Origin of the sequence: Muriicola soli (genome assembly GCF_004139715.1) — a bacterium.
GTDB lineage: Bacteria > Bacteroidota > Bacteroidia > Flavobacteriales > Flavobacteriaceae > Muriicola > Muriicola soli.
In genome coordinates this window covers 2,094,152-2,113,098 of sequence record NZ_CP035544.1, presented here as the reverse complement: position 1 = coordinate 2,113,098, position 18,947 = coordinate 2,094,152, and the positions used below count along the sequence as shown (strand labels likewise).

Here is an 18,947-nt window from a genome sequence, read left to right as displayed (position 1 = left end):
AATCATATATGAAATTCATCCAATTCTTCCTTAAGCACATTAAAAGCTGAATAGATTCGGTACTCCACCACCTTTCTCGTAACCCCCAAGAGTTCGGCAATCTCTTTGTGTTTTTTTGCTTCTACCTTGTTGAGTAAAAAAGCCACCCGCTGCTCCTCAGTGAGTTTTGCCAACGCCTGCTGGTATTTTTTAAAATACTGCTCTTGCCGCATAAGGTATTCTGGATCTTCATTGGTAACTTCCGAAGGTTTATCCAAGCGATACCGCAGAACCACCTTGTGGTGCTTAATGTCATTCAAAACACTATTGTTAGCTACCTTGTACAAGAAAGCCCTGGCTTTGGAGGACACCACTTTTTTACAATTCTCCCACAATTTTATAAACGCCTCCTGGGTGGTATCGTTTGGACTGCATTTCTCTCCGTATTTGTAATACAGGTAGTTGTGCAATTCGGTAGCGTAGGAATCGTATAGGCTCTTAAAAGTCTCTTCCTTACAGACGTTTTCTGGTAATTCTTTGGTCATAATGATTACGACAAGACGCGGTTAAAGATATAAATATAAATTTTTGGATATTTTTTCAGGAGATTTTAGACTTCAGTTGTTTTATCAATAAACAGACGAATATAAATATTATTTAAGCTATGAAACATTTAATGAAAATCTCAATTCTGATCCTGATATGGTCATTGGTGATCACTTCTTGCCGAAAAGAAGAGTCAGAGTTTATTCAGGGTCCTCAGGAGCAAGCACTCAAGGCTAATTCCGCTGTAGCTAACCTCCTGCAAAGGACAGCCATGAAAGACGGATCTGACGATAATATCGTAGATCAGGCCAACTGCATTTCCCTTGAATTTCCTTTTACTGTTGTGGTCAATGGAATGGAACTTACCGTTAACTCAGAAGAAGACCTCGATACTGTAGAGGATATCCTGGATGAATTTGACGATGATGATGATACCATTGAAATCGAATTTCCAATCACCATTATCCTCAATGACTTTAGCGAGGTACTGATCAATTCCCTCGACGTCTTTGAAGACTATTTGGACGACTGTGAAGGAGAAAACGAATACGATGACGATATCGAATGTATCGATATAGCCTACCCGATTACCGTAACTATTTTTGACACCAATAACGAGATCATTGATACTATCACCATCAACAACGATAGAGAGCTTTACTTTTTTATCGATGAGCTCGATGATGACAAGATCGTCAATGTAGAGTTTCCCATTACCCTTATCCTTTCTGATGGCACTGAGATTTCGGTATCAAATCTCGAACAACTCGAAGACGTGATTGATGAAGCCGAGGACGACTGCGATGAAGATGACGATTACGACTACAATGACGACGATTGCGATACCTGCACCTCAGAACAACTATCTGCTTTCGTAACAGGCTGTGATAACTGGTATGTTAAGGATTTTGAACGAAATGATATGGACCTGGATGAGCAGTATGAAGGCTATACCTTTACCTTCCTCAATGACGGTACCCTTACCGCAAATACGAGCACAGAAAGTTTTCCAGGCACCTGGTCTGCCAGTGGGTCAGCGAATGCGATAACCGTAACTATAAATATTCCTGACTTACCCGATTTTAATGACGAATGGTTATTGCACGAATTGGATCAGGATGGCGATGAACGCGAAGTAGACCTTCGATTGCCCAATGATGATGAACTCGAATTTAGAAGTTCCTGCAATCCTTAGGAATATATATCAGGGCAATGATTCTGATTCGCAATGGGAGCACAATTGGGATCATTGTCTTTTAATCATACGAACACTTTAACTACAACAACTATGAAAAAGTCAATTTTTTACTTTACACTCATCAGTCTTGCTATTGTTCTCAGCTCTTGTTCTTCTGATAATAATGATGAGGAAATGCAAACAAGTTCGCAATCGGTAGAGGCAGTGTCCAATTTGGTAGTTTCGGGAAGCTGGACGATTACGAGTTATGTGGATTCGGGCACAGATGAAACCAGCGATTACTCCGGCTACTCCTTCTCTTTTAATACCGATGGAAGTCTCGAGGCTGTGAATGGAACTACTGTGATCACAGGATCATGGTCGGTAACAAATGACGATAATTCAGATGACGACGATTACGACAGTATGGACGATGTCGATTTTAATATCTTTTTCTCTGCACCTCCGGCATTCGAGGAATTAACAGACGACTGGGACATCGCTTCCCGATCTTCTAACAGAATTGAACTGATAGACATCAGTGGAGGCGACGGCAGCACGGATACCCTGGTATTTGAGAAGAATTAACTATGCTATGGATTTGAAATTGTTCAAACCTCTTCTTTAAAATCCCCATGAAATAGAGAAGGACGGTCGAATGAAACTGCCCCATATTTGGGGCAGTTCTTGTTTGGGTAGGTAGTAAACAATACAGACAAGAATAGGCTATTGCATTTATAATAATGTTTTATGCCCCAGTTCTTTAGAAAAAAGATTTTTTTCAGGAATTCCCGAAGTTCGGTTGTTTAATATATAGCTAGGGTCGAATAAAAGGATTCCCCGATGAATAAAAAAAATATATTAACCTGTTTATGCTTTATTTATGAAATCTATTAAGAATGTATTGATGTTATTTATGGCTATTGGATTGGCCAGTTGCTCCAACGAAAGCGACGAAGGAAAAATCCAGTTGAGGATTCAGGGCCTGCATTCCTCTGCGAATTCGGGTAAATCCATGACCATTACCGGGAAGGAGAATGAAAATGTGATCTTTACCGATTTTAAGATCTCTATCCGGGATGTTGTATTCAAAAATGACGATGACCCGAACAGTAATCTGGATACCGATGAGATCCAGTTCAGGGGTCCTTATCAGATCGATCTCCTCGATGGTTCGGACGCCTTAACCCAAACCATCGGTACGGCTTTAGTCCCTGACGGATTGTACAAGGAACTGAGGTTTAAGTTCCACAAGGATGAGGATCTACCAGCCACTGAGGATCTTTATGACAAGTCTATCTATATTGAAGGAACCATAAACGGTACTCCCTTTGTTTTCTGGCACGATACCAGTGAGAACCTGGATGTTGGACGGAATACCGGAGTGCAGGTCGTAGACGGTCTCGTGAATTTTACAGTGACTTTTGATATCGACCAGTTTCTCAGCTCTTTCAATGTGATCGACCTCAGTCTGGCCACTGACGACAACCAAGACGGACTCATCGAAATCTTTCCTAATGACGAGGATGGCAACCAGGATATAGCTGATAGCCTGAAAGAAAATATCAAGGCCACCGCAGATATCATAGACAACTAGTGATCAAAGCGTACAAGAAAAAAGCCCTCACCAAGTGCAGGGCTTTTTTTGTATTTGATGTACTCCTTACAGCCTTTCGAACTCGATGTAATCCCCGGGTTTGAGTTCCCAGATACCGACCAATCCCGCATTTACTTCAAGCACATACATCACTGGATTTTCAGAGGGCAGGCTTTCTTCATCCAGAGGTTGTGCATTTGCTATGATGCTACTCACTTTCAGATCCTTATTAATATAAATGATATCCAGCGGGAATCGGGTGTTCTTCATATAGAAACTGTGGTAGGCCTCTTCAGGGAAGATAAACAACATCCCCTGATCCTTTTCCATACTCTCCCTGTACATGAGCCCGGTCTGGGTCTCGTAATCAGTTTCCGCAATCTCAATGTCGACCTGCGCCAAAAGGGAATCAGTTTCTGCCCTGAAAATGGAAAGTGTTCCTTCCCTGGTAAAAGTTACGGGGGCAGTATTGACAACTTTTTTAGGTACGTCCTTGCATGCCGTGGAAAAGAGCAGTGCAAAGACAACCGCTGTGATCAAGCATGTCAGTCTTTTCATGGAAGATATTTTTATGCTTTTTTGGGTTTAAACATAAAGTAGAGTCCGATTGCGATAAATGGAATACTCAACCATTGACCTGTGGAAAGAAGGCCGAGGGATTCTTCAAATCCGCCCTGACTTTTCTTTACGTACTCCACAAAAAAGCGGATGGTCCAGAGCAATACCAGAAACAGCCCAAAAAGATAACCGGGAGAATTCTTTTTTTCTGTTTTCCAATAGAGGAAATACAGGATCAAAAAGACAAAAATATAGAATATACCTTCGTAGAGCTGAGCGGGATGTCTGTAGGGGATGGCTTCGAGGTATTCCGTAAACTGAGGGTTGTTTTCCAGGGCCTTATAAGCTGCATTAACCGTTTTTTCCTTGGTGATCCGCATTGCTGCTGATGCAGGCATATCGTCGCTGTCCCGAACAAATTTAGTTGCGAAAAGAAATGACTTTTCTACAATTTTACCATTGATCTCAGAATTAAAGAAATTACCAAGGCGAACACAAAAGGCGCCTATGGCAACAGGGATCACCACTCGGTCAAGGATCCAGAGCATCTTAAAGCCCTTGTGTTTTCGGGTATACAGATACATCCCTATGATAATTCCTATGGCAGCGCCATGACTTGCCAGACCGGTAAAGCCCGTAAATTCATAGCCGTTGAAAATACCGAACAAACTGCTCCCGGCCCGCTCCCGTATGGGAAGTAGGATCTCGAGGAGGTGGTTGGAGTAATACGCCCAGTCGTAGAAGAAGACGTGACCCAGGCGTGCTCCCAACATGGTGGCGATAACCGTGTAGATAAAAAGGGAATCGAGCTCCTGTACCGTTTTTTTCTCGTTGAGGAAGATCCTTTTCATAATATACCACCCAAGGGCGAAGGCTATGATCCACAACAAGTTGTAATATTTGATCTGAAGAAATCCGATCTTAAAGAGGGTGTCAGCCGGATTCCAGATAAATCCTAAGAAATACATGGGATATTTTTTAAGCGACTAAGATAAGCAAATACACAGAGAGCAGATCAGATTTATCCTGCTTCTAAAAGAAAAATAACACTAAGTAAACAAGGTTAAATCAATTTATGGCACCGGGTCGTAGCCGCTTCCCCCCCAAGGGTTACAACTAAAGATTCGCTTTACGGATAACCAACCTCCTTTAAATAAACCGTGCTTCTTCAGGGCTTCAAGCGTATACTGCGAACAGGTAGGGGAGTATCTGCAAGTAGAAGGCAAATAGGGTGAGATCAATAGTTGGTACCCTCGTACCAGGAATACAAAAGGGGCTATCAGGATTTTTTTCATACGATACTGAAGGTAGTTCCTTCCTTCCCATCCATGAGTTGTATCCCCAGGGCCGCTAGTTCGTCCCTTATCTTGTCAGAGGTGGCAAAGTCTTTATTGGCTCTGGCCTCGTTTCGCAATTGGATAAGCAGGGAAACTACCCCGCCAATTTTGTCAGAAGATGCGTTGAGCTGAGCAGGAGATTCAAGTCCAAGGACCTCAAAGACAAAATCATTCATCGTTTCTGAAAGGAGCTTGAGATCGGCCTCAGAAATTTGTTCTTTCCCTTCCCTGATCTGATTGATAAATTTCACCCCCTCAAATAAGACCGCGATCAATACCGGAGTATTAAAATCATCATTCATGGCATCGTAGCAACGCTGTTTCCAGGGAGCCAGGTCTATGCTTGAAGTTTTCGAAGCGGTTAATCCATCGATCAGTTTTAAGGCATCCATAAGCCTGTGGTAGCCTTTCTCGGAAGCCAGTAAGGCTTCATTACTGAGATCGAGTATGCTGGTGTAATGCGCCTGCATCATAAAAAAACGGACTACGGATGGGGCAAATGGTTTGCTGAGAATATCGTTTTCTCCCGAAAATATCTCATTGGGTAAAATATTATTACCGGTAGATTTCGCCATCTTTTTCCCATTCATGGTCAGCATATTCGCATGCATCCAGTACTTAACCGGAGAGTTACCATGGGAGGCTTCTGATTGGGCAATCTCGCATTCGTGATGAGGAAATTTCAAGTCCATCCCCCTCCGTGAATATCAAAAGTTTCCCCTAAATACTTTGTACTCATCGCCGTACACTCCAGGTGCCATCCTGGAAAACCATCGCCCCAGGGTGAGGGCCATCTCATGATATGCTGAGGTTCTGCCTTTTTCCAGAGGGCAAAATCCTGAGGATTTCGCTTTTCGTCCTGAGCGGTGAGCTCACGGGTGTTGCTGATCATGTCTTCCAGCTTGCGTCCGCTCAGCTTGCCGTATTGATGGGTTTTATTAAATTTTACGACATCGAAATAAACAGAACCGTTGATCTCGTAAGCAAAGCCGTTTTCCAGGATTTCCTTGATGATCTCGATCTGTTCAATAATATGCCCGGTGGCCGTAGGCTCTATACTAGGAGGCAGAAAATTAAATTTTTGAAGAATAGTATGGAAGTCCACCGTATACCTCTGAACCACTTCCATGGGCTCTATTTGCTCGAGTCGGGCCTTTTTAGCAATCTTGTCTTCGCCTTCATCCGCATCGTCTTCCAGATGTCCTGCATCAGTGATATTTCGTACGTAGCGAACTTTAAAATCGAGGTGTTTCAGGTATCGAAAGATCATATCAAAAGACATGAAGGTTCGGCAGTTGCCCAGATGCACATTGCTGTAAACTGTTGGTCCACAGACGTACATCCCCACATGACCATCATTGATAGGAATGAATTTCTCCTTTTTTCCCGTTAGGGAATTATGAATTTTAAGCTGTTGTTCCTGATACTTGGTCATTAGGTTTCAGGGTGGTTAAAAGGTCGTATCCAGATTGATGTATTCCAAAAATTCCTTGCGCACGGCCTCGTCTTTAAACCGACCGCCGTATTCGGCTGTGACCGTACTGCTATCTACATCGCGTATACCTCTGGAATTTACGCATAAGTGCTTGGCATCAATGACACAGGCTACATCTTCCGTTCCCAATACTTTCTGAAGTTCGCGCACAATCTGAATGTTCATCCGCTCCTGTACCTGAGGTCGTTTTGCGAAGTAATCAACAATGCGATTCATTTTGGAAAGACCTACTACGGTTCCGGCAGAGATATAGGCAATATGGGCTTTCCCAACGATAGGAAGCATATGGTGTTCGCAGGTGGAATAAACCGTGATATTTTTTTCAACAAGCATTTCCCCGTACTTATACTTGTTTTTGAAAGTAGACGCTTTTGGTTTTCTCTTGGGATGTAATCCGCTGAAAACCTCCTGAACATACATTTTAGCCACCCGGCGGGGGGTTCCGTTAAGGCTGTCATCGTCTAAATCGAGTCCCAGAGTTAACATTATGTCTCTAACACTGTCCTCAATCCGTTCAATTTTCTCTTCGTCAGAGAGAACAAAGGCATCTGGTCTTATAGGGGTGTCTTCAGCCGATGAAATATGGTCTTCACCAACCGACTCAAAATGATCTTCCAAAGAACTCTTTATTTTCATTAAATCAGGTCTTAAACAAAGGGCAAAGATATACATAAAATGGCACTTTATGCGGCCTTATGGCCTATACACAACATAAATTAGTGTTAAGGTAACCACACCCGTATTTTAGAGATTTACATGTAAACCTTTACCATCTATGAGAATACCTCAGGGTCTTCTTTGTATTTTCTTTGTTCTTATGCTGAACGGCATGTCTGCTCAGGTAGCAGACGATTGCCTCAATGCGATACCCATCTGCAACAATACTCCGGTGAACGGTGGTACCTCCGGCTACGGTACTGATGATTTCAACAATGCCCCTAATAGTGGCTGTCTTGAGCCGACTGTAACAGGATTTATTGAATCCAACTCGGCCTGGTACAGATTCAGAACCGGGGCAACGGGACAGCTAGGATTTAATATCAGCTTTGATACCTCCGAAGATTGGGATTTTGCTCTGTACAGGACTTCAGACTGCTCAGCGCTGGGCGACCCGATACGGTGTAATTTTTTTGATAACGGAGATGAAGACGCCTATATGGGAGTAGGGGAAGACCCCACAGGGAATACAGCAAATTTACAGTATGAAGACTGGATTCAGGTGGCACCAGGAGAGGACTATTATTTGTTGATCAACAATTTCAGTAACAGTAATTCGGGCTTCTCTATACAGTTTTCAGGTCAGATATTTGAAACTAATCCCAACGATGCCTTAGATTGTTCCATTATCAATAATCTATTGGGAGCCCCGATTGCAGCCTGTGATAATGAAACGATCACGCTCGACGCTACAACTACAAATGCCTTAGCTTATACCTGGTACAACGATACTGGAAGTGGCTATCAAATTATAGCTGGCGAAACAGCCGCAACCCTATCTGTGACCACTTCGGCTATGTACAGAGTACAAGTGAGTATGCCTGCTCCTCCGGACATCATCAGTGATGTGCAAGTTGCATTTTCCGTAGCGCCTGTTTCACATCCGGTTGCCGATGAAGCATTATGTGTTGAAAACGGGACTTTTGACCTTGAGATCAAGGATGCAGAGGCATTGGGACCGCAAGATCCGGCAACGCACCTGGTAAGTTATCATTCTTCATTTTCTGACGCAAACAACGGTATTAATCCCCTGCCAAAATTATATACTCTTAGTTCGGGTAATGAAACTATTTACGTAAGGATCTCAAGCCTGGAAAACCCAAGATGTTATGATGCTACTGAACAATTTAACCTGCAAGGCGTTGTAACTCCGGAGCTCACCTTTGCGGACGAAATCTTTATTTGTGAAAATACAACCGGCGAGCTTATCGGTGAAATGTTCCCCAATGCCCAGTACACTTACAATTGGGATAGCGGTGAGACAACACCCGAAATTACTGTGACTCAGCCAGGCAATTACACCTTAACGGTAACTAACACTACAGCAGGCTTAAATTGTTCTGCCAGCAGGACAGTAAGTGTGACGGTATCACAACCTCCTGTAATTTCGGAAGTCCTTATCGATGATCTTCAGACTGTAAATACCGTGGAAATTGTTAATAATGTTCCCGGTAATTTTGAGTACCAGCTGGATACCGGACCCTTTCAATCTTCTCCTGTTTTTACCGAAGTAAGTCCGGGAATGCATACCGTTACCATAAACGACCTCAATGGATGTGGTACTGTAACAGACAATATTATCGTAGTGGGCTTTGCAACGTTTTTCACTCCAAATGGGGATGGATCTAATGATTTCTGGCAAATCATCGGCATAGAAACCTTGAGAGAACCCGTCGTTCAAATTTTTGATCGGTACGGTAAATTACTAACGGTCATGGAGGAGGATTACCTGGGCTGGGACGGTACCTACAACGGCGCCCCTGTACCTTCGACCGATTATTGGTTTAAGGTTTCTTTTCTCGACGATAACAACCAGCGGGTAGAAGCCAGATATATCAACAATCACTTCTCTCTAAGGCGATAATCCACTCCTGATTAGCCGAGATCTTCCGTTTGTCGATAAAGTGTCAAAAAAGTGCGCGAAAATTATACTAAATCTCGCCCCTCCCAGTTATACATACTGTTTAACACGCGTTAAATAGCCCCAATTTCTATGCAAAAGCATCTTTGGTATACTGCTGTTGTCTTCTTCTGGACCGTGGGCCTGCTTGCTCAGAATTCTCCGGATTGTAGAAGTGCGATTCCCGTTTGTGCCGACGCACCCATCACCTCCTTTGCTGACGGGGCAGGAGATATCGATGATTTTGACCCGGATGTGATCACCCAGAGCGGTTGTCTTGAAAAAGGGAGTGTAGCTTCTGCTAATATTGAAAATAACACCTCATGGTATGTCTTTAGGGCAGGAACGCGCGGGCAGATCGGTTTTGATATCGAAGCTCTACCTGGAACCAGCGGTACGGTAACAGCCGAATGGGACTTCGCCCTGTACGGCCCAGACACCGATTGCGGGAGTATCAGCAATGGAACTGCACAGCCTATACGATGTAATTACGAAGTAAACGACACCAATTTTACCGGAATTGGAGTGAATCCCGAAAACGGACAACAAGGCGCCCCTAACCTTACAGGGAGTCAGAATACATATGACGAATGGCTAATCGTTGAAGAAGGGGAGATCTACTACCTTCTTATCAATAATTTTAATACCAATTTTGACGGTGACCCGGAACCCTTTGAACTCACTTTTACCGGCTTCTCCGTAGATCAGGATCAGAACACGGCCCTCGATTGTACCCTGAGAGATGAATTCCTGGGTCTTGATATCGTCGCCTGTGAAGGAGATCCTGATATAGTTTTAAGCGCATTGAACTCCCCGGCCGGGCCTGACATTGCCAATGTAACCTGGAGTGTAGATTATGAAGATGACGGTGTTATTGATCAGGTATTGGCTTCCGGACCGGCAGAAACCCAATATACTGTTACCAGCCCCAATTCAGGGCGCTATTTTGTTGAGATCATTACCAATTTGGCCACCACCATAACCGATGACATTTTAATTACCTTTTACGGTACCCCTGTTTTACAAGAGGTGATCATCCTCGATGACCTGTCTGACAGCAATAATATAGAAATCGTGGTAGATGGTAATGGAAGCTACGAATACGCTATCAACGGTGGTGAATATCAGGATGAAGCGATATTTTTCGATGTCCCTCCGGGTGAGAATACAGTTGTAATTAATGACAAGAATGGGTGCGGAACTACCAATCCAATTCCATTTTTAGTTGTGGGTTATCCTAAATTCTTTACGCCAAACGGGGATGGTATCCACGATGCCTGGAATATTCTCGGGATAGAGACGCTTACAGACCCTGTGGTCTTTATTTTCGACCGCTACGGCAAATTACTCAAGCAACTGGATGAAACTACCATTGGATGGGATGGGACGTTTAACGGCCGCCCTATGCCTTCTTCTGATTATTGGTTCAGACTTGATTATTCAAGGGACGAACAGGGAATAGTGGTCGCAAATACCATCAGAACACACTTCTCTTTGGTGCGATAAAAAAAGCCGGCTTTCACCGGCTTTATAACATTAATTTTTATAAGATCTCACAAGTTGAGCGTATAGCCCAGCAGGATGTTTGTATTGATATTGTCCACCAAAGATAAGTTTGGGAAGCCTGAAGAGAACAACTGTTGTAGCGAACTTTGTTCGGACCTGCTAAAGGCAAGGTCTAGCCTGCTACCACCGAAATTGAATCCGATTCCTAAGGAAATAGCTTCGAGATCCCCAATGGTAACCCCATCTACATAAGGGCTGCTTTCAAATCGATAACCCCCACGCAAGCTGATATTCTCTATTCTGTATTCCCCGCCTATCCTTATGGTATTGACACCACCTAATTGGGAGGCAATAAAAGTATTTTCATCATTGAATCTAGGATCTGTTCCAGGCCTTAATTCGGCTCCAGCCATATCCTGGTATCCGTAATCAAAACTCAACAACCCCTGAGGGCCGAAAATGATAGCAAGGCTACCTGTAACTTTTGCCGGGGTCCTGACGGTGTATTCATCAAAAAGGTTAACTACATTGAAATCGATAAACCCGATCTCAGAATCCGCCAGGTCAGAATTGATCCTTTGAGAGGTATCATCCAACAGTCGGTACCAGGTAGGAGATTGATAACTTCCGCCCAGCCTTACATTTTCGTTTAACTTGGCAATTGCTCCCAGACTAAAGGAGAAGCCCGAACCTTCTGTGCGAAGGTAGTTGTCGAAATTAATGAACTGTATCTCGGAAGCAGCATCGTAGCCTGTTTCCGTGAATTCTGTGTACTGATCGTAAAGAACGGTATGGAAGTTCAGGGAAGCTCCGATAAAGAGGTTTTGTTGGTACTGTCCTGAAAAATTCATGGTGAGCTTGCTGTTATACCCGTTGGTCCTTCTAAAAAGCTCCTGATTTACAGTATTGTAAAGGGCATTGGAAACATAAGCGGTATTGTTGTTATCCGATTCGTCCACAGGATCAATAACCCCTCCGTAGTAGCCTAAAAATGCTTGTTGCTCCCTGAATCCCAGGTTGGCACCAATATCGAGATAGGCTTCTTCAATGAACTCACCATCCTGAACAAGTAACGGACCAAAGGGCACGCCCTGGGCAAAATTGAGAAAGTAGTTGTCTATACTGCTGTTACTGTTACCCGCGGTAAACACTTCATTGTCAAAATTTCTGGCCATATCGTAATTAAAGGCCAAAGCCAATTTTTGCCAGGGAGAATTTGGATTTCTACTTTTGAATACAAATACGCCACCCAATTGATTGATATCAGTGGAATTCCGTACCTCCGAATTGAGGCTGCCAAAATAAACGGATTCGTTATTCTGATGGTAATTGGTTCCTGTGATCGTAAAAAGACTGTTGGCAAAAACAGCCGATCCTGCAGGGTTGATATTGAGGGCAGACATATCTCCACCCAGGGCTCCAAAAGCTCCGCCCATTGCCTGAAATCGGGCTGTGCCCTGTAAATTTTCTGTACTGTACCTGAGTACGTCATCAATGTTCTGGGCGCTTGCGCTTAGGCATAACAAACCCGTAATGAACGTTAAAAATCTTTTCATTGTCCTGACTTTTATTTATTGAATGTAAAAGGATTATTGACTTCTGCCACCTCTGCCTCCGGAGGATCTTCCACCTGAAGACCGTCCTCCTGATGAACGGCTACTGCCGCCTGAACTTCTCACACTACCACTAGACGAACGTCCGCCGCTGGAACTTCTGAAACTTCCTGAGCTTCTGCTGCTGCTACGACTCCCTGAACTTCTAAATCCTGAGCTTCTGCTGCTACTGCGATTTCCTGAACTTCTGTAAGTACCACTGCTCCTGGAACTTCGAATACCGGAAGACCTGTATCCTGAAGATCTCTGGGTACCAGATGATCCGTACGAGCGTGAAGAAGGTCTTGTGACATTGCCATTACTGCGTCGGTAGATATTGCTTCTTGAGCTTGTATTGCCCCTGTATCGATTCTGAGCCGAACTGCGATTGTAGCCGGGTGATACCCTTGAACTCCTGCTGGTTCTGTAACTTCTGTTACGGCTGATAGCATCTGCACTTACAGATCGCCTTGCGGTGGTTCCTCTGCGATAAGTTGAACTCCTTACGTTACTTCTTGAACTCAGGTTAGACCTGCCACTATTATTTCGCAAACGAGTACTTCCGCTTCGTGTATTCAGGTTAGACCTTCCTCTGAGTGAATTTGAGGCAAGTCCGTTCCTATTGTAATATCCTCTTCTGGAATTGTTGAATCCATATCGAGTATAGCCTCTACCGAAACGGTTAAATCCATTTCCGTAATATCCGCCCCAGCGATTCCACCCCCAACCGTTATTCCAGGCAAAGGCACCGCCCCAGCCCCAAGTGTTCCAGCCGAAGCCTCCCCAGCCCCAGTTATTCCAGCCAAAGCCTCCCCAGCCCCAGTTGTTCCAGCCGCCACCCCAGCCGTAGTTCCAGCCCCAGCCCCAGGGATTTCTCCATCTCCATGGACTGTACAGTCCACCCCAGTACCAACCGCCGTTACCCCAGAAAGGATCCGCCCAGATTGGGTTCCATCCCCAATTGTCATTAAAATTAATGGTGACATTGGTAGGATTGTCTCCCCAACCGGGATTGCCCGCATAGGAATTGTTATTGTCAAAATAGTTCTCGTTTTCTACAAAATCTAAACTATCATTTTCCACCCCACTGTAATAGTCATCTACATCAGTAAAGATCTCATTGTCCATAAACTCATCGATTTCCTCGGCTTTGCGGCCAAAGTAATCGCCATAAATGCCATCTTCCTGATTTTGCTGCTTCTGAACCCTGGTTCTGGGCGCATTGTAGACAGTATTTCTCGGAGTATTATAGACTGATGGTTCTTCAACTCCTGAAGCGTATATTCCGTCATTATCATAGTACGATGCCTGCTGATACGATCCACATGAGACCATCCCGAAGCCGATGAGACCCAGGACAACCATTTTGATGAATTTTGGATGGGGTAAGGAAACTATCATGAGTATAAATTTATATTGTTGAACATATTAAAAATAGTTAGTTTTGCCCAACTATTCTTAAGATTAGTTACAAGTTTTGTGCCAAAGTACAGTAGATGGGAAAAAAATTGACGACGCGAGCTGAGGATTATTCCAAGTGGTATAATGAACTCGTAGTAAAAGCAGATCTGGCTGAAAATTCCGGAGTCAGGGGTTGTATGGTGATCAAACCATACGGTTATGCGATATGGGAGAAGATGCAGGCAGAATTAGATAGGATGTTTAAGGAAACAGGTCATGAAAATGCGTATTTCCCCATCTTTATACCGAAGTCCTATCTCAGTAAAGAAGCCAGTCATGTAGAGGGGTTTGCGAAAGAATGTGCGGTAGTTACGCATTACAGACTTAAGAACGCCGAAGACGGGAGTGGCATTATTGTTGATCCGGAGGCCAAGCTCGAAGAAGAACTTATTGTTAGGCCCACTTCTGAAACCATAATTTGGGATACATACAGGCGCTGGATTCAATCTTACAGGGATCTTCCCCTCTTGATAAATCAATGGGCCAATGTAGTGCGCTGGGAAATGCGTACACGCCTTTTTTTAAGGACGGCTGAATTTCTCTGGCAGGAAGGACATACAGCTCATGCAACCAAAAAGGAAGCCATTGAAGAGGCCGAAACCATCCTTGATATTTATTCTGAATTTGCAGAAGAACACATGGCCGTTCCTGTGATCAAAGGGACTAAATCAGAAGGAGAGCGATTCGCCGGGGCTGTGGAAACCTATTGTATAGAAGCCCTTATGCAGGACGGAAAAGCCCTGCAGGCTGGAACCTCTCACTTTCTAGGACAGAATTTTGCCAAAGCATTTGACGTTAAGTTTGCGAATAAAGAAGGGCAACAAGATTATGTCTGGGCTACTTCCTGGGGGGTTTCTACCCGACTAATGGGAGCATTGATCATGACGCACAGCGATGATAACGGACTGGTACTACCGCCAAAACTGGCTCCTATCCAGGTCGCTATCGTGCCTATTTACAAAGGGTTGGAGCAACTAGACGCTATCTCTGAAAAGGTTTTGCCCCTGGTTAAAGAACTGAGAAGTAAAGGGATCACCGTTAAATACGATGACAGGGATACACATAAACCCGGGTTTAAATTCAACGAATACGAATTAAAGGGTGTCCCGGTTCGACTGGCCATAGGTCAGCGTGATCTGCAAAACAACACCTATGAAGTTGCCAGACGTGATACCCTGGAGAAACAAACCATAGATGCATCAGACGTAGTATCTCATATTGAAAAGTTGCTTGGTGATATTCAGGAAAATATATACAAAAAGGCATTGGATTTCAGAGAGGACCATATCACTACGGTAGACAACTATGAAGAGTTTAAGCAGCTTCTGGATACCAAAGGAGGATTTTTTCTGGCCCATTGGGATGGTACGGCAGCAACAGAAGACAAGATCAAGGAAGAGACTAAAGCCACCATTCGCTGTATCCCTTTGGGAGATGAGCAGGAAGCAGGCAGTTGCATGGTTACCGGTAAGCCAAGCCGCCAGAGAGTGCTCTTCGCTAAGGCCTATTAAACAGCCTTTTAAAAAATTATGTGCGAGGGTTGCGGTAGTAAAAAATAATTGTATTTTTGCATCCGCAATTACACCGACCTTTGGCCCGTTCGTCTAGGGGTTAGGACGCCAGGTTTTCATCCTGGTAACAGGGGTTCGATTCCCCTACGGGCTACAAGACTCTAATCGCGTTTTGTACAAAGCGGGGTTGAGGTCTAAATTTTGGCCCGTTCGTCTAGGGGTTAGGACGCCAGGTTTTCATCCTGGTAACAGGGGTTCGATTCCCCTACGGGCTACAGGTAGACTGCCGTGAGAGGCAGATAAAAAATATAATTAATAGAAAGATGGCAAATCACAAGTCGGCATTAAAGAGAATCAGAAGGAACGAAGCAGTGCGCCTGCGAAACAGGTATCAGCACAAAACCACTCGTAACGCAATCAAAAAGTTGCGAAGTGAAACAGATAAGAAAAAGGCAAATGCCTTATTGCCTTCTGTGATCAGTATGATCGATAAATTGGCTAAACGCAATATCATACACGATAACAAAGCGGCCAATCTTAAGAGCAAGCTCACGAAATCAGTTGCTGCTCTCTAAAAACGCAAAGAAAAACTCTTTTAACCCGGCCAATGCCGGGTTTTTTATTTTCAACTTTTAAGTGTTGGATTCAAAAAAAATCCCGAAACATCTGAAATGCTTCGGGATTTTCTGTGAAGTTTAATTCTCTTACTGACTCATGGTCATTAGGAATTCTTCGTTGTTTTTGGTCTGCTTGATGCGTTGTTCCATAAACTCCATCGCTTCGATAGGATTCATATCTGCCAGATACTTTCTCATGATCCACATTCGCTGGATGGTATTTTCGTCCAGTAAGAGATCATCTCTTCGTGTGGATGAAGAAATAAGATCGATAGCAGGGAAAATTCTCCTGTTGCTGATACGTCTGTCTAGTTGCAACTCCATATTACCTGTTCCTTTGAATTCCTCAAAGATCACCTCGTCCATCTTGGAACCGGTTTCGGTCAGGGCTGTTGCTATGATCGTCAGCGAACCTCCGTTTTCGATATTCCTTGCAGCTCCAAAGAATCTTTTTGGTTTGTGCAGTGCATTGGCGTCAACACCTCCACTAAGAACCTTTCCTGAGGCGGGTTGAACCGTATTGTAAGCTCTCGCAAGTCGCGTTATTGAATCGAGCAGGATCACTACGTCATGCCCGCATTCAACTAATCTTTTGGCCTTTTCGAGAACAATGTTGGCCACTCTCACATGTTCGGTGGCTTCCTTGTCGAATGTTGAGGCCACAACTTCACCGCGTACATTACGCTGCATATCCGTCACCTCCTCAGGCCGTTCATCGATCAAAAGGATGATCTGATAAACTTCAGGATGGTTAGCAGCAATAGCATTTGCAATATCTTTTAATAACATAGTTTTCCCGGTCTTGGGCTGGGAAACAATCATACCACGTTGTCCCTTTCCAATTGGGGAGAACAGGTCTATGATTCGTGTTGAAATATTGCTTTGTCGCTCTGCGAGTTTAAATTTTTCTCTTGGAAAGAGAGGGGTAAGGTGCTCAAAGGCAACCCTGTCTCTCACTACCTGAGGATCCTGTCCATTAATTTTATTGACCTTAATTAAAGGAAAGTATTTTTCACCTTCCTTGGGAGGCCTAACATTACCCAGTACTGTATCTCCTGTTTTCAGGCCAAAAAGTCGTATCTGCGACTGAGAAACATAGATATCATCCGGAGATGAAAGGTAGTTGTAATCCGAAGATCTCAGGAATCCGTAACCATCCTGCATGATGTCTAATACCCCTTCACTCTCTATGATACTGTCAAATTCGTACTCGGGTTGTTTGTATTTGTTTTTCAAGTCTTTGTCGTAATTGCTCGACTTTTTATCCTGACCATTACTCTTATGGTGTTGCTTGTTAGCATTCTGACCTTTAGGATTGTTTGAAGAATGATCTTTTTTAGGATGATCCTTTTTGGGATGTTCCTTTCTGGATTGATCTTGTTTAGCTGTTTCTTCCTTCTTGTCGATGCTTTTAGGTTCTCTTGTCTTAGGAGCAGGTCTGGAGTCCTTACTTTCCGGTGAACCCTCATTGCGACTCTTTCTCGGTCTGGGTTTTGGACTTTGTTCTCTGGAGCGAGCCTGTGTCGAGGCGATCTCAACTACTTCTGCAGTCTCCTTTACAATCTTAGGATTACTGGCCTGAAGATCCAGAATCTGATAAACAAGATCTAATTTTTTAAGGCTCTTGTATTTGGGAACTTTTAGGGTTTCGGCAATCTTCTGAAGCTCAGGTAGCTTCATTGCCTTTAAATCGGAAATCTCAAACATTGAGTTTTGAATAAATTATACGTGGTTATAAAATTTTTGAAGTAATTGTTACTTGGATTTACTTGGGAATGAGATCCCAGTGGGTAAGTACTATCAAGAATAACGAGGTAAAATTACAAAATATTTTCAATAATTCGACCTTAATTTTTAAAAAGACCTTTATTTTTGCAGCGCGAACCTACAATTTAGCAATGATCCAACGCATACAGACGATTTATATGGTAGCCGTTGTTCTCTTAGGAGCAGTACTGCCATTTTGGGTTGCATTGTGGACTGACGCTCAGGGAATTGAAGTTTTTGCTAAGAACGAAATTGCGGTTTCATTGGCTATCTACGGGTCGGCTGTTTTAGCAGCGCTGGCCATATTCAGGTACAAGGATAGAAAAAGCCAGTTTGTACTAAACCGACTAAATATGATACTTAATCTTTTTTTACTGGGATTTTTCGTTTACCGGTCGCTAAATTTATCCGGAGAGACCTTGGTTTCGGAGAAGGGTATTGGGATGCTGATTCCTGTGTTTTCTATCGTTTTTTTGGTCCTGGCCAACAGGGCTATCAAAAAGGATGAAGATCTTGTAAAATCTGTTGACCGCTTACGTTAAACCTAACATCTTAGTAGTATTAGTGCGTGAAACCCCGGTTGCCATACCGGGGTTTTTTGTTGCTCATTCCTGTAAATTGTACTTATACGCTTTGCAGCTTACCTAAGATGGTTTTTGTCGAGATCAACGTTTCCCCAGTTCTATAACTTCCAGTTTCTGAATATCCGTTTTGTTGATCTCGAAGCGGAGCATGGTTCTCATTTGATGGAATCCCTGTTTTCCACAGGCACCAGGATTCATATGAAGTAAGTTGAGTTTTTTGTCCCACATCACTTTGAGTATATGGGAATGGCCGCTGATAAAGAGTTTAGGAGGGTTTTGGGTGATCTCTTGTTTCACCCTGGGACTATAGCGATTGGGATAACCCCCTATGTGGGTGATCCAGACATCGACATCTTCACAAAAAAAGCGTTGATTTAAGGGATATTCTCCATTAATCAGGGCGTTGTCAATATTTCCATGTACCGCCCTGATGGGTTTGATCGCAGCGAGTTGGTCGGCTACCTCAATGGTGCCTATATCCCCGGCGTGCCAAATTTCATCTGCTTGCCTGGCGTATTTGAGAATGGCGTCATCCAAATATCCATGGGTGTCTGAAAGCAACAAGATTTTGGTCATGAAAGGGGTATATTTGTGACGGACAAA

At 43.6% G+C, this 18,947-nt stretch carries 17 protein-coding genes, 2 tRNA genes and 1 pseudogene; 10 read left to right on the top strand and 10 right to left on the bottom strand.

From position 1 onward, the window contains the following. Window positions 1-2: 2 nt before the first annotated feature. The gene (locus tag EQY75_RS09615) at window positions 3-524 is read right to left on the bottom strand and encodes an RNA polymerase sigma factor (protein WP_129605381.1); all 522 of its coding nucleotides are present in this window, start codon (window positions 522-524) and stop codon (window positions 3-5) included. Window positions 525-643: 119 nt separating this feature from the next. Between EQY75_RS09615 and EQY75_RS09610 the strand changes: the two genes are divergently transcribed. The 3 genes from EQY75_RS09610 to EQY75_RS09600 all read left to right on the top strand — a co-directional run bounded on the left by EQY75_RS09610 (window position 644) and on the right by EQY75_RS09600 (window position 3,299). Further along, entirely contained in the window at window positions 644-1,720 is a 1,077-nt protein-coding gene (locus tag EQY75_RS09610; RefSeq protein WP_129605380.1) for a lipocalin/fatty acid-binding family protein, read from the top strand. A 93-nt stretch (window positions 1,721-1,813) separates the two neighbouring features. Next, entirely contained in the window at window positions 1,814-2,290 is a 477-nt protein-coding gene (locus tag EQY75_RS09605; protein ID WP_129605379.1) for a hypothetical protein, read from the top strand. 295 nt (window positions 2,291-2,585) lie between these two features. Further along, window positions 2,586-3,299 carry a DUF4382 domain-containing protein gene (locus EQY75_RS09600; protein ID WP_129605377.1) on the top strand — a complete coding sequence of 238 codons (714 nt, stop codon included), beginning with the start codon at window positions 2,586-2,588 and terminating at the stop codon, window positions 3,297-3,299. 66 nt (window positions 3,300-3,365) lie between these two features. On the opposite strand, the gene EQY75_RS09595 is transcribed toward EQY75_RS09600, so the two are convergent. The 5 genes and pseudogenes from EQY75_RS09595 to folE form a co-directional block, all read right to left on the bottom strand. Further along, complete coding sequence (locus tag EQY75_RS09595) at window positions 3,366-3,857, bottom strand: DUF192 domain-containing protein (RefSeq protein ID WP_129605376.1); 492 nt, start codon at window positions 3,855-3,857, stop codon at window positions 3,366-3,368. An 11-nt stretch (window positions 3,858-3,868) separates the two neighbouring features. Continuing rightward, window positions 3,869-4,825, bottom strand: coding sequence for a prolipoprotein diacylglyceryl transferase (lgt, locus tag EQY75_RS09590; RefSeq protein ID WP_129605374.1), 957 nt, complete (start codon window positions 4,823-4,825; stop codon window positions 3,869-3,871). 105 nt (window positions 4,826-4,930) lie between these two features. Then, entirely contained in the window at window positions 4,931-5,152 is a 222-nt protein-coding gene (yidD, locus tag EQY75_RS09585; RefSeq protein WP_129605373.1) for a membrane protein insertion efficiency factor YidD, read from the bottom strand. Next, window positions 5,149-6,629: pseudogene (cysS, locus tag EQY75_RS09580) on the bottom strand (cysteine--tRNA ligase). Before cysS ends, yidD begins: the two are co-directional and overlap by 4 nt. Before the next feature lie 15 nt (window positions 6,630-6,644). Beyond that, window positions 6,645-7,325, bottom strand: a complete 681-nt coding sequence (folE, locus tag EQY75_RS09575) for a GTP cyclohydrolase I FolE (protein WP_129605371.1) — start codon at window positions 7,323-7,325, stop codon at window positions 6,645-6,647. Window positions 7,326-7,464: 139 nt separating this feature from the next. Here folE and EQY75_RS09570 point away from each other — a divergent pair, with 139 nt between their 5' ends. Together EQY75_RS09570 and EQY75_RS09565 are read left to right on the top strand one after the other, a co-directional pair. Beyond that, a complete protein-coding gene (locus EQY75_RS09570; protein WP_129605370.1) occupies window positions 7,465-9,270 on the top strand; it encodes a T9SS type B sorting domain-containing protein in 1,806 nt (601 codons plus the stop codon). Window positions 9,271-9,399: 129 nt separating this feature from the next. Further along, window positions 9,400-10,812, top strand: a complete 1,413-nt coding sequence (locus EQY75_RS09565) for a T9SS type B sorting domain-containing protein (protein ID WP_129605368.1) — start codon at window positions 9,400-9,402, stop codon at window positions 10,810-10,812. A gap of 47 nt (window positions 10,813-10,859) precedes the next feature. Here EQY75_RS09565 and EQY75_RS09560 read toward each other — a convergent pair whose 3' ends face one another. Both EQY75_RS09560 and EQY75_RS09555 read right to left on the bottom strand, forming a co-directional pair. After that, window positions 10,860-12,368, bottom strand: a complete 1,509-nt coding sequence (locus EQY75_RS09560; protein WP_129605367.1) for an OmpP1/FadL family transporter — start codon at window positions 12,366-12,368, stop codon at window positions 10,860-10,862. A 33-nt stretch (window positions 12,369-12,401) separates the two neighbouring features. Continuing rightward, on the bottom strand, window positions 12,402-13,805 hold the full coding sequence (locus EQY75_RS09555; protein WP_129605366.1) for a hypothetical protein: 1,404 nt from the start codon (window positions 13,803-13,805) through the stop codon (window positions 12,402-12,404). Window positions 13,806-13,900: 95 nt separating this feature from the next. Here EQY75_RS09555 and proS point away from each other — a divergent pair, with 95 nt between their 5' ends. The 4 genes from proS (at window position 13,901) to rpsT (ending at window position 15,951) form a co-directional block, all read left to right on the top strand. Continuing rightward, window positions 13,901-15,376: a proline--tRNA ligase gene (gene proS / locus EQY75_RS09550; RefSeq protein WP_129605364.1), complete on the top strand. Its 1,476-nt coding sequence runs from the start codon at window positions 13,901-13,903 to the stop codon at window positions 15,374-15,376. Window positions 15,377-15,458: 82 nt separating this feature from the next. Continuing rightward, window positions 15,459-15,530: transfer RNA gene (locus tag EQY75_RS09545), tRNA-Glu, on the top strand. 49 nt (window positions 15,531-15,579) lie between these two features. Continuing rightward, window positions 15,580-15,651 (top strand) — tRNA-Glu (locus EQY75_RS09540). Between the two features lie 48 nt (window positions 15,652-15,699). After that, window positions 15,700-15,951 carry a 30S ribosomal protein S20 gene (rpsT, locus tag EQY75_RS09535; protein ID WP_129605362.1) on the top strand — a complete coding sequence of 84 codons (252 nt, stop codon included), beginning with the start codon at window positions 15,700-15,702 and terminating at the stop codon, window positions 15,949-15,951. Window positions 15,952-16,080: 129 nt separating this feature from the next. Here the strand turns inward: rpsT and rho are convergent, their stop codons facing one another. Beyond that, the gene (rho, locus tag EQY75_RS09530; protein WP_129605361.1) at window positions 16,081-17,700 is read right to left on the bottom strand and encodes a transcription termination factor Rho; all 1,620 of its coding nucleotides are present in this window, start codon (window positions 17,698-17,700) and stop codon (window positions 16,081-16,083) included. 191 nt (window positions 17,701-17,891) lie between these two features. Between rho and EQY75_RS09525 the strand changes: the two genes are divergently transcribed. Continuing rightward, window positions 17,892-18,302, top strand: a complete 411-nt coding sequence (locus tag EQY75_RS09525; protein WP_129605359.1) for a DUF4293 domain-containing protein — start codon at window positions 17,892-17,894, stop codon at window positions 18,300-18,302. A 123-nt stretch (window positions 18,303-18,425) separates the two neighbouring features. On the opposite strand, the gene EQY75_RS09520 is transcribed toward EQY75_RS09525, so the two are convergent. Next, the gene (locus EQY75_RS09520) at window positions 18,426-18,920 is read right to left on the bottom strand and encodes a metallophosphoesterase family protein (protein ID WP_129605357.1); all 495 of its coding nucleotides are present in this window, start codon (window positions 18,918-18,920) and stop codon (window positions 18,426-18,428) included. Window positions 18,921-18,947 lie beyond the last annotated feature (27 nt).

Bases quoted from the DNA above. Each gene is read 5' to 3' on its own strand.
- EQY75_RS09615 (WP_129605381.1), bottom strand. From the start codon at position 524: ATGACCAAAGAATTACCAGAAAACGTCTGTAAGGAAGAGACTTTTAAG.
- EQY75_RS09610 (WP_129605380.1), top strand. From the start codon at position 644: ATGAAACATTTAATGAAAATCTCAATTCTGATCCTGATATGGTCATTG.
- EQY75_RS09605 (WP_129605379.1), top strand. From the start codon at position 1,814: ATGAAAAAGTCAATTTTTTACTTTACACTCATCAGTCTTGCTATTGTT.
- EQY75_RS09600 (WP_129605377.1), top strand. From the start codon at position 2,586: ATGAAATCTATTAAGAATGTATTGATGTTATTTATGGCTATTGGATTG.
- EQY75_RS09595 (WP_129605376.1), bottom strand. From the start codon at position 3,857: ATGAAAAGACTGACATGCTTGATCACAGCGGTTGTCTTTGCACTGCTC.
- lgt (WP_129605374.1), bottom strand. From the start codon at position 4,825: ATGTATTTCTTAGGATTTATCTGGAATCCGGCTGACACCCTCTTTAAG.
- yidD (WP_129605373.1), bottom strand. From the start codon at position 5,152: ATGAAAAAAATCCTGATAGCCCCTTTTGTATTCCTGGTACGAGGGTAC.
- folE (WP_129605371.1), bottom strand. From the start codon at position 7,325: ATGAAAATAAAGAGTTCTTTGGAAGATCATTTTGAGTCGGTTGGTGAA.
- EQY75_RS09570 (WP_129605370.1), top strand. From the start codon at position 7,465: ATGAGAATACCTCAGGGTCTTCTTTGTATTTTCTTTGTTCTTATGCTG.
- EQY75_RS09565 (WP_129605368.1), top strand. From the start codon at position 9,400: ATGCAAAAGCATCTTTGGTATACTGCTGTTGTCTTCTTCTGGACCGTG.
- EQY75_RS09560 (WP_129605367.1), bottom strand. From the start codon at position 12,368: ATGAAAAGATTTTTAACGTTCATTACGGGTTTGTTATGCCTAAGCGCA.
- EQY75_RS09555 (WP_129605366.1), bottom strand. From the start codon at position 13,805: ATGATAGTTTCCTTACCCCATCCAAAATTCATCAAAATGGTTGTCCTG.
- proS (WP_129605364.1), top strand. From the start codon at position 13,901: ATGGGAAAAAAATTGACGACGCGAGCTGAGGATTATTCCAAGTGGTAT.
- rpsT (WP_129605362.1), top strand. From the start codon at position 15,700: ATGGCAAATCACAAGTCGGCATTAAAGAGAATCAGAAGGAACGAAGCA.
- rho (WP_129605361.1), bottom strand. From the start codon at position 17,700: ATGTTTGAGATTTCCGATTTAAAGGCAATGAAGCTACCTGAGCTTCAG.
- EQY75_RS09525 (WP_129605359.1), top strand. From the start codon at position 17,892: ATGATCCAACGCATACAGACGATTTATATGGTAGCCGTTGTTCTCTTA.
- EQY75_RS09520 (WP_129605357.1), bottom strand. From the start codon at position 18,920: ATGACCAAAATCTTGTTGCTTTCAGACACCCATGGATATTTGGATGAC.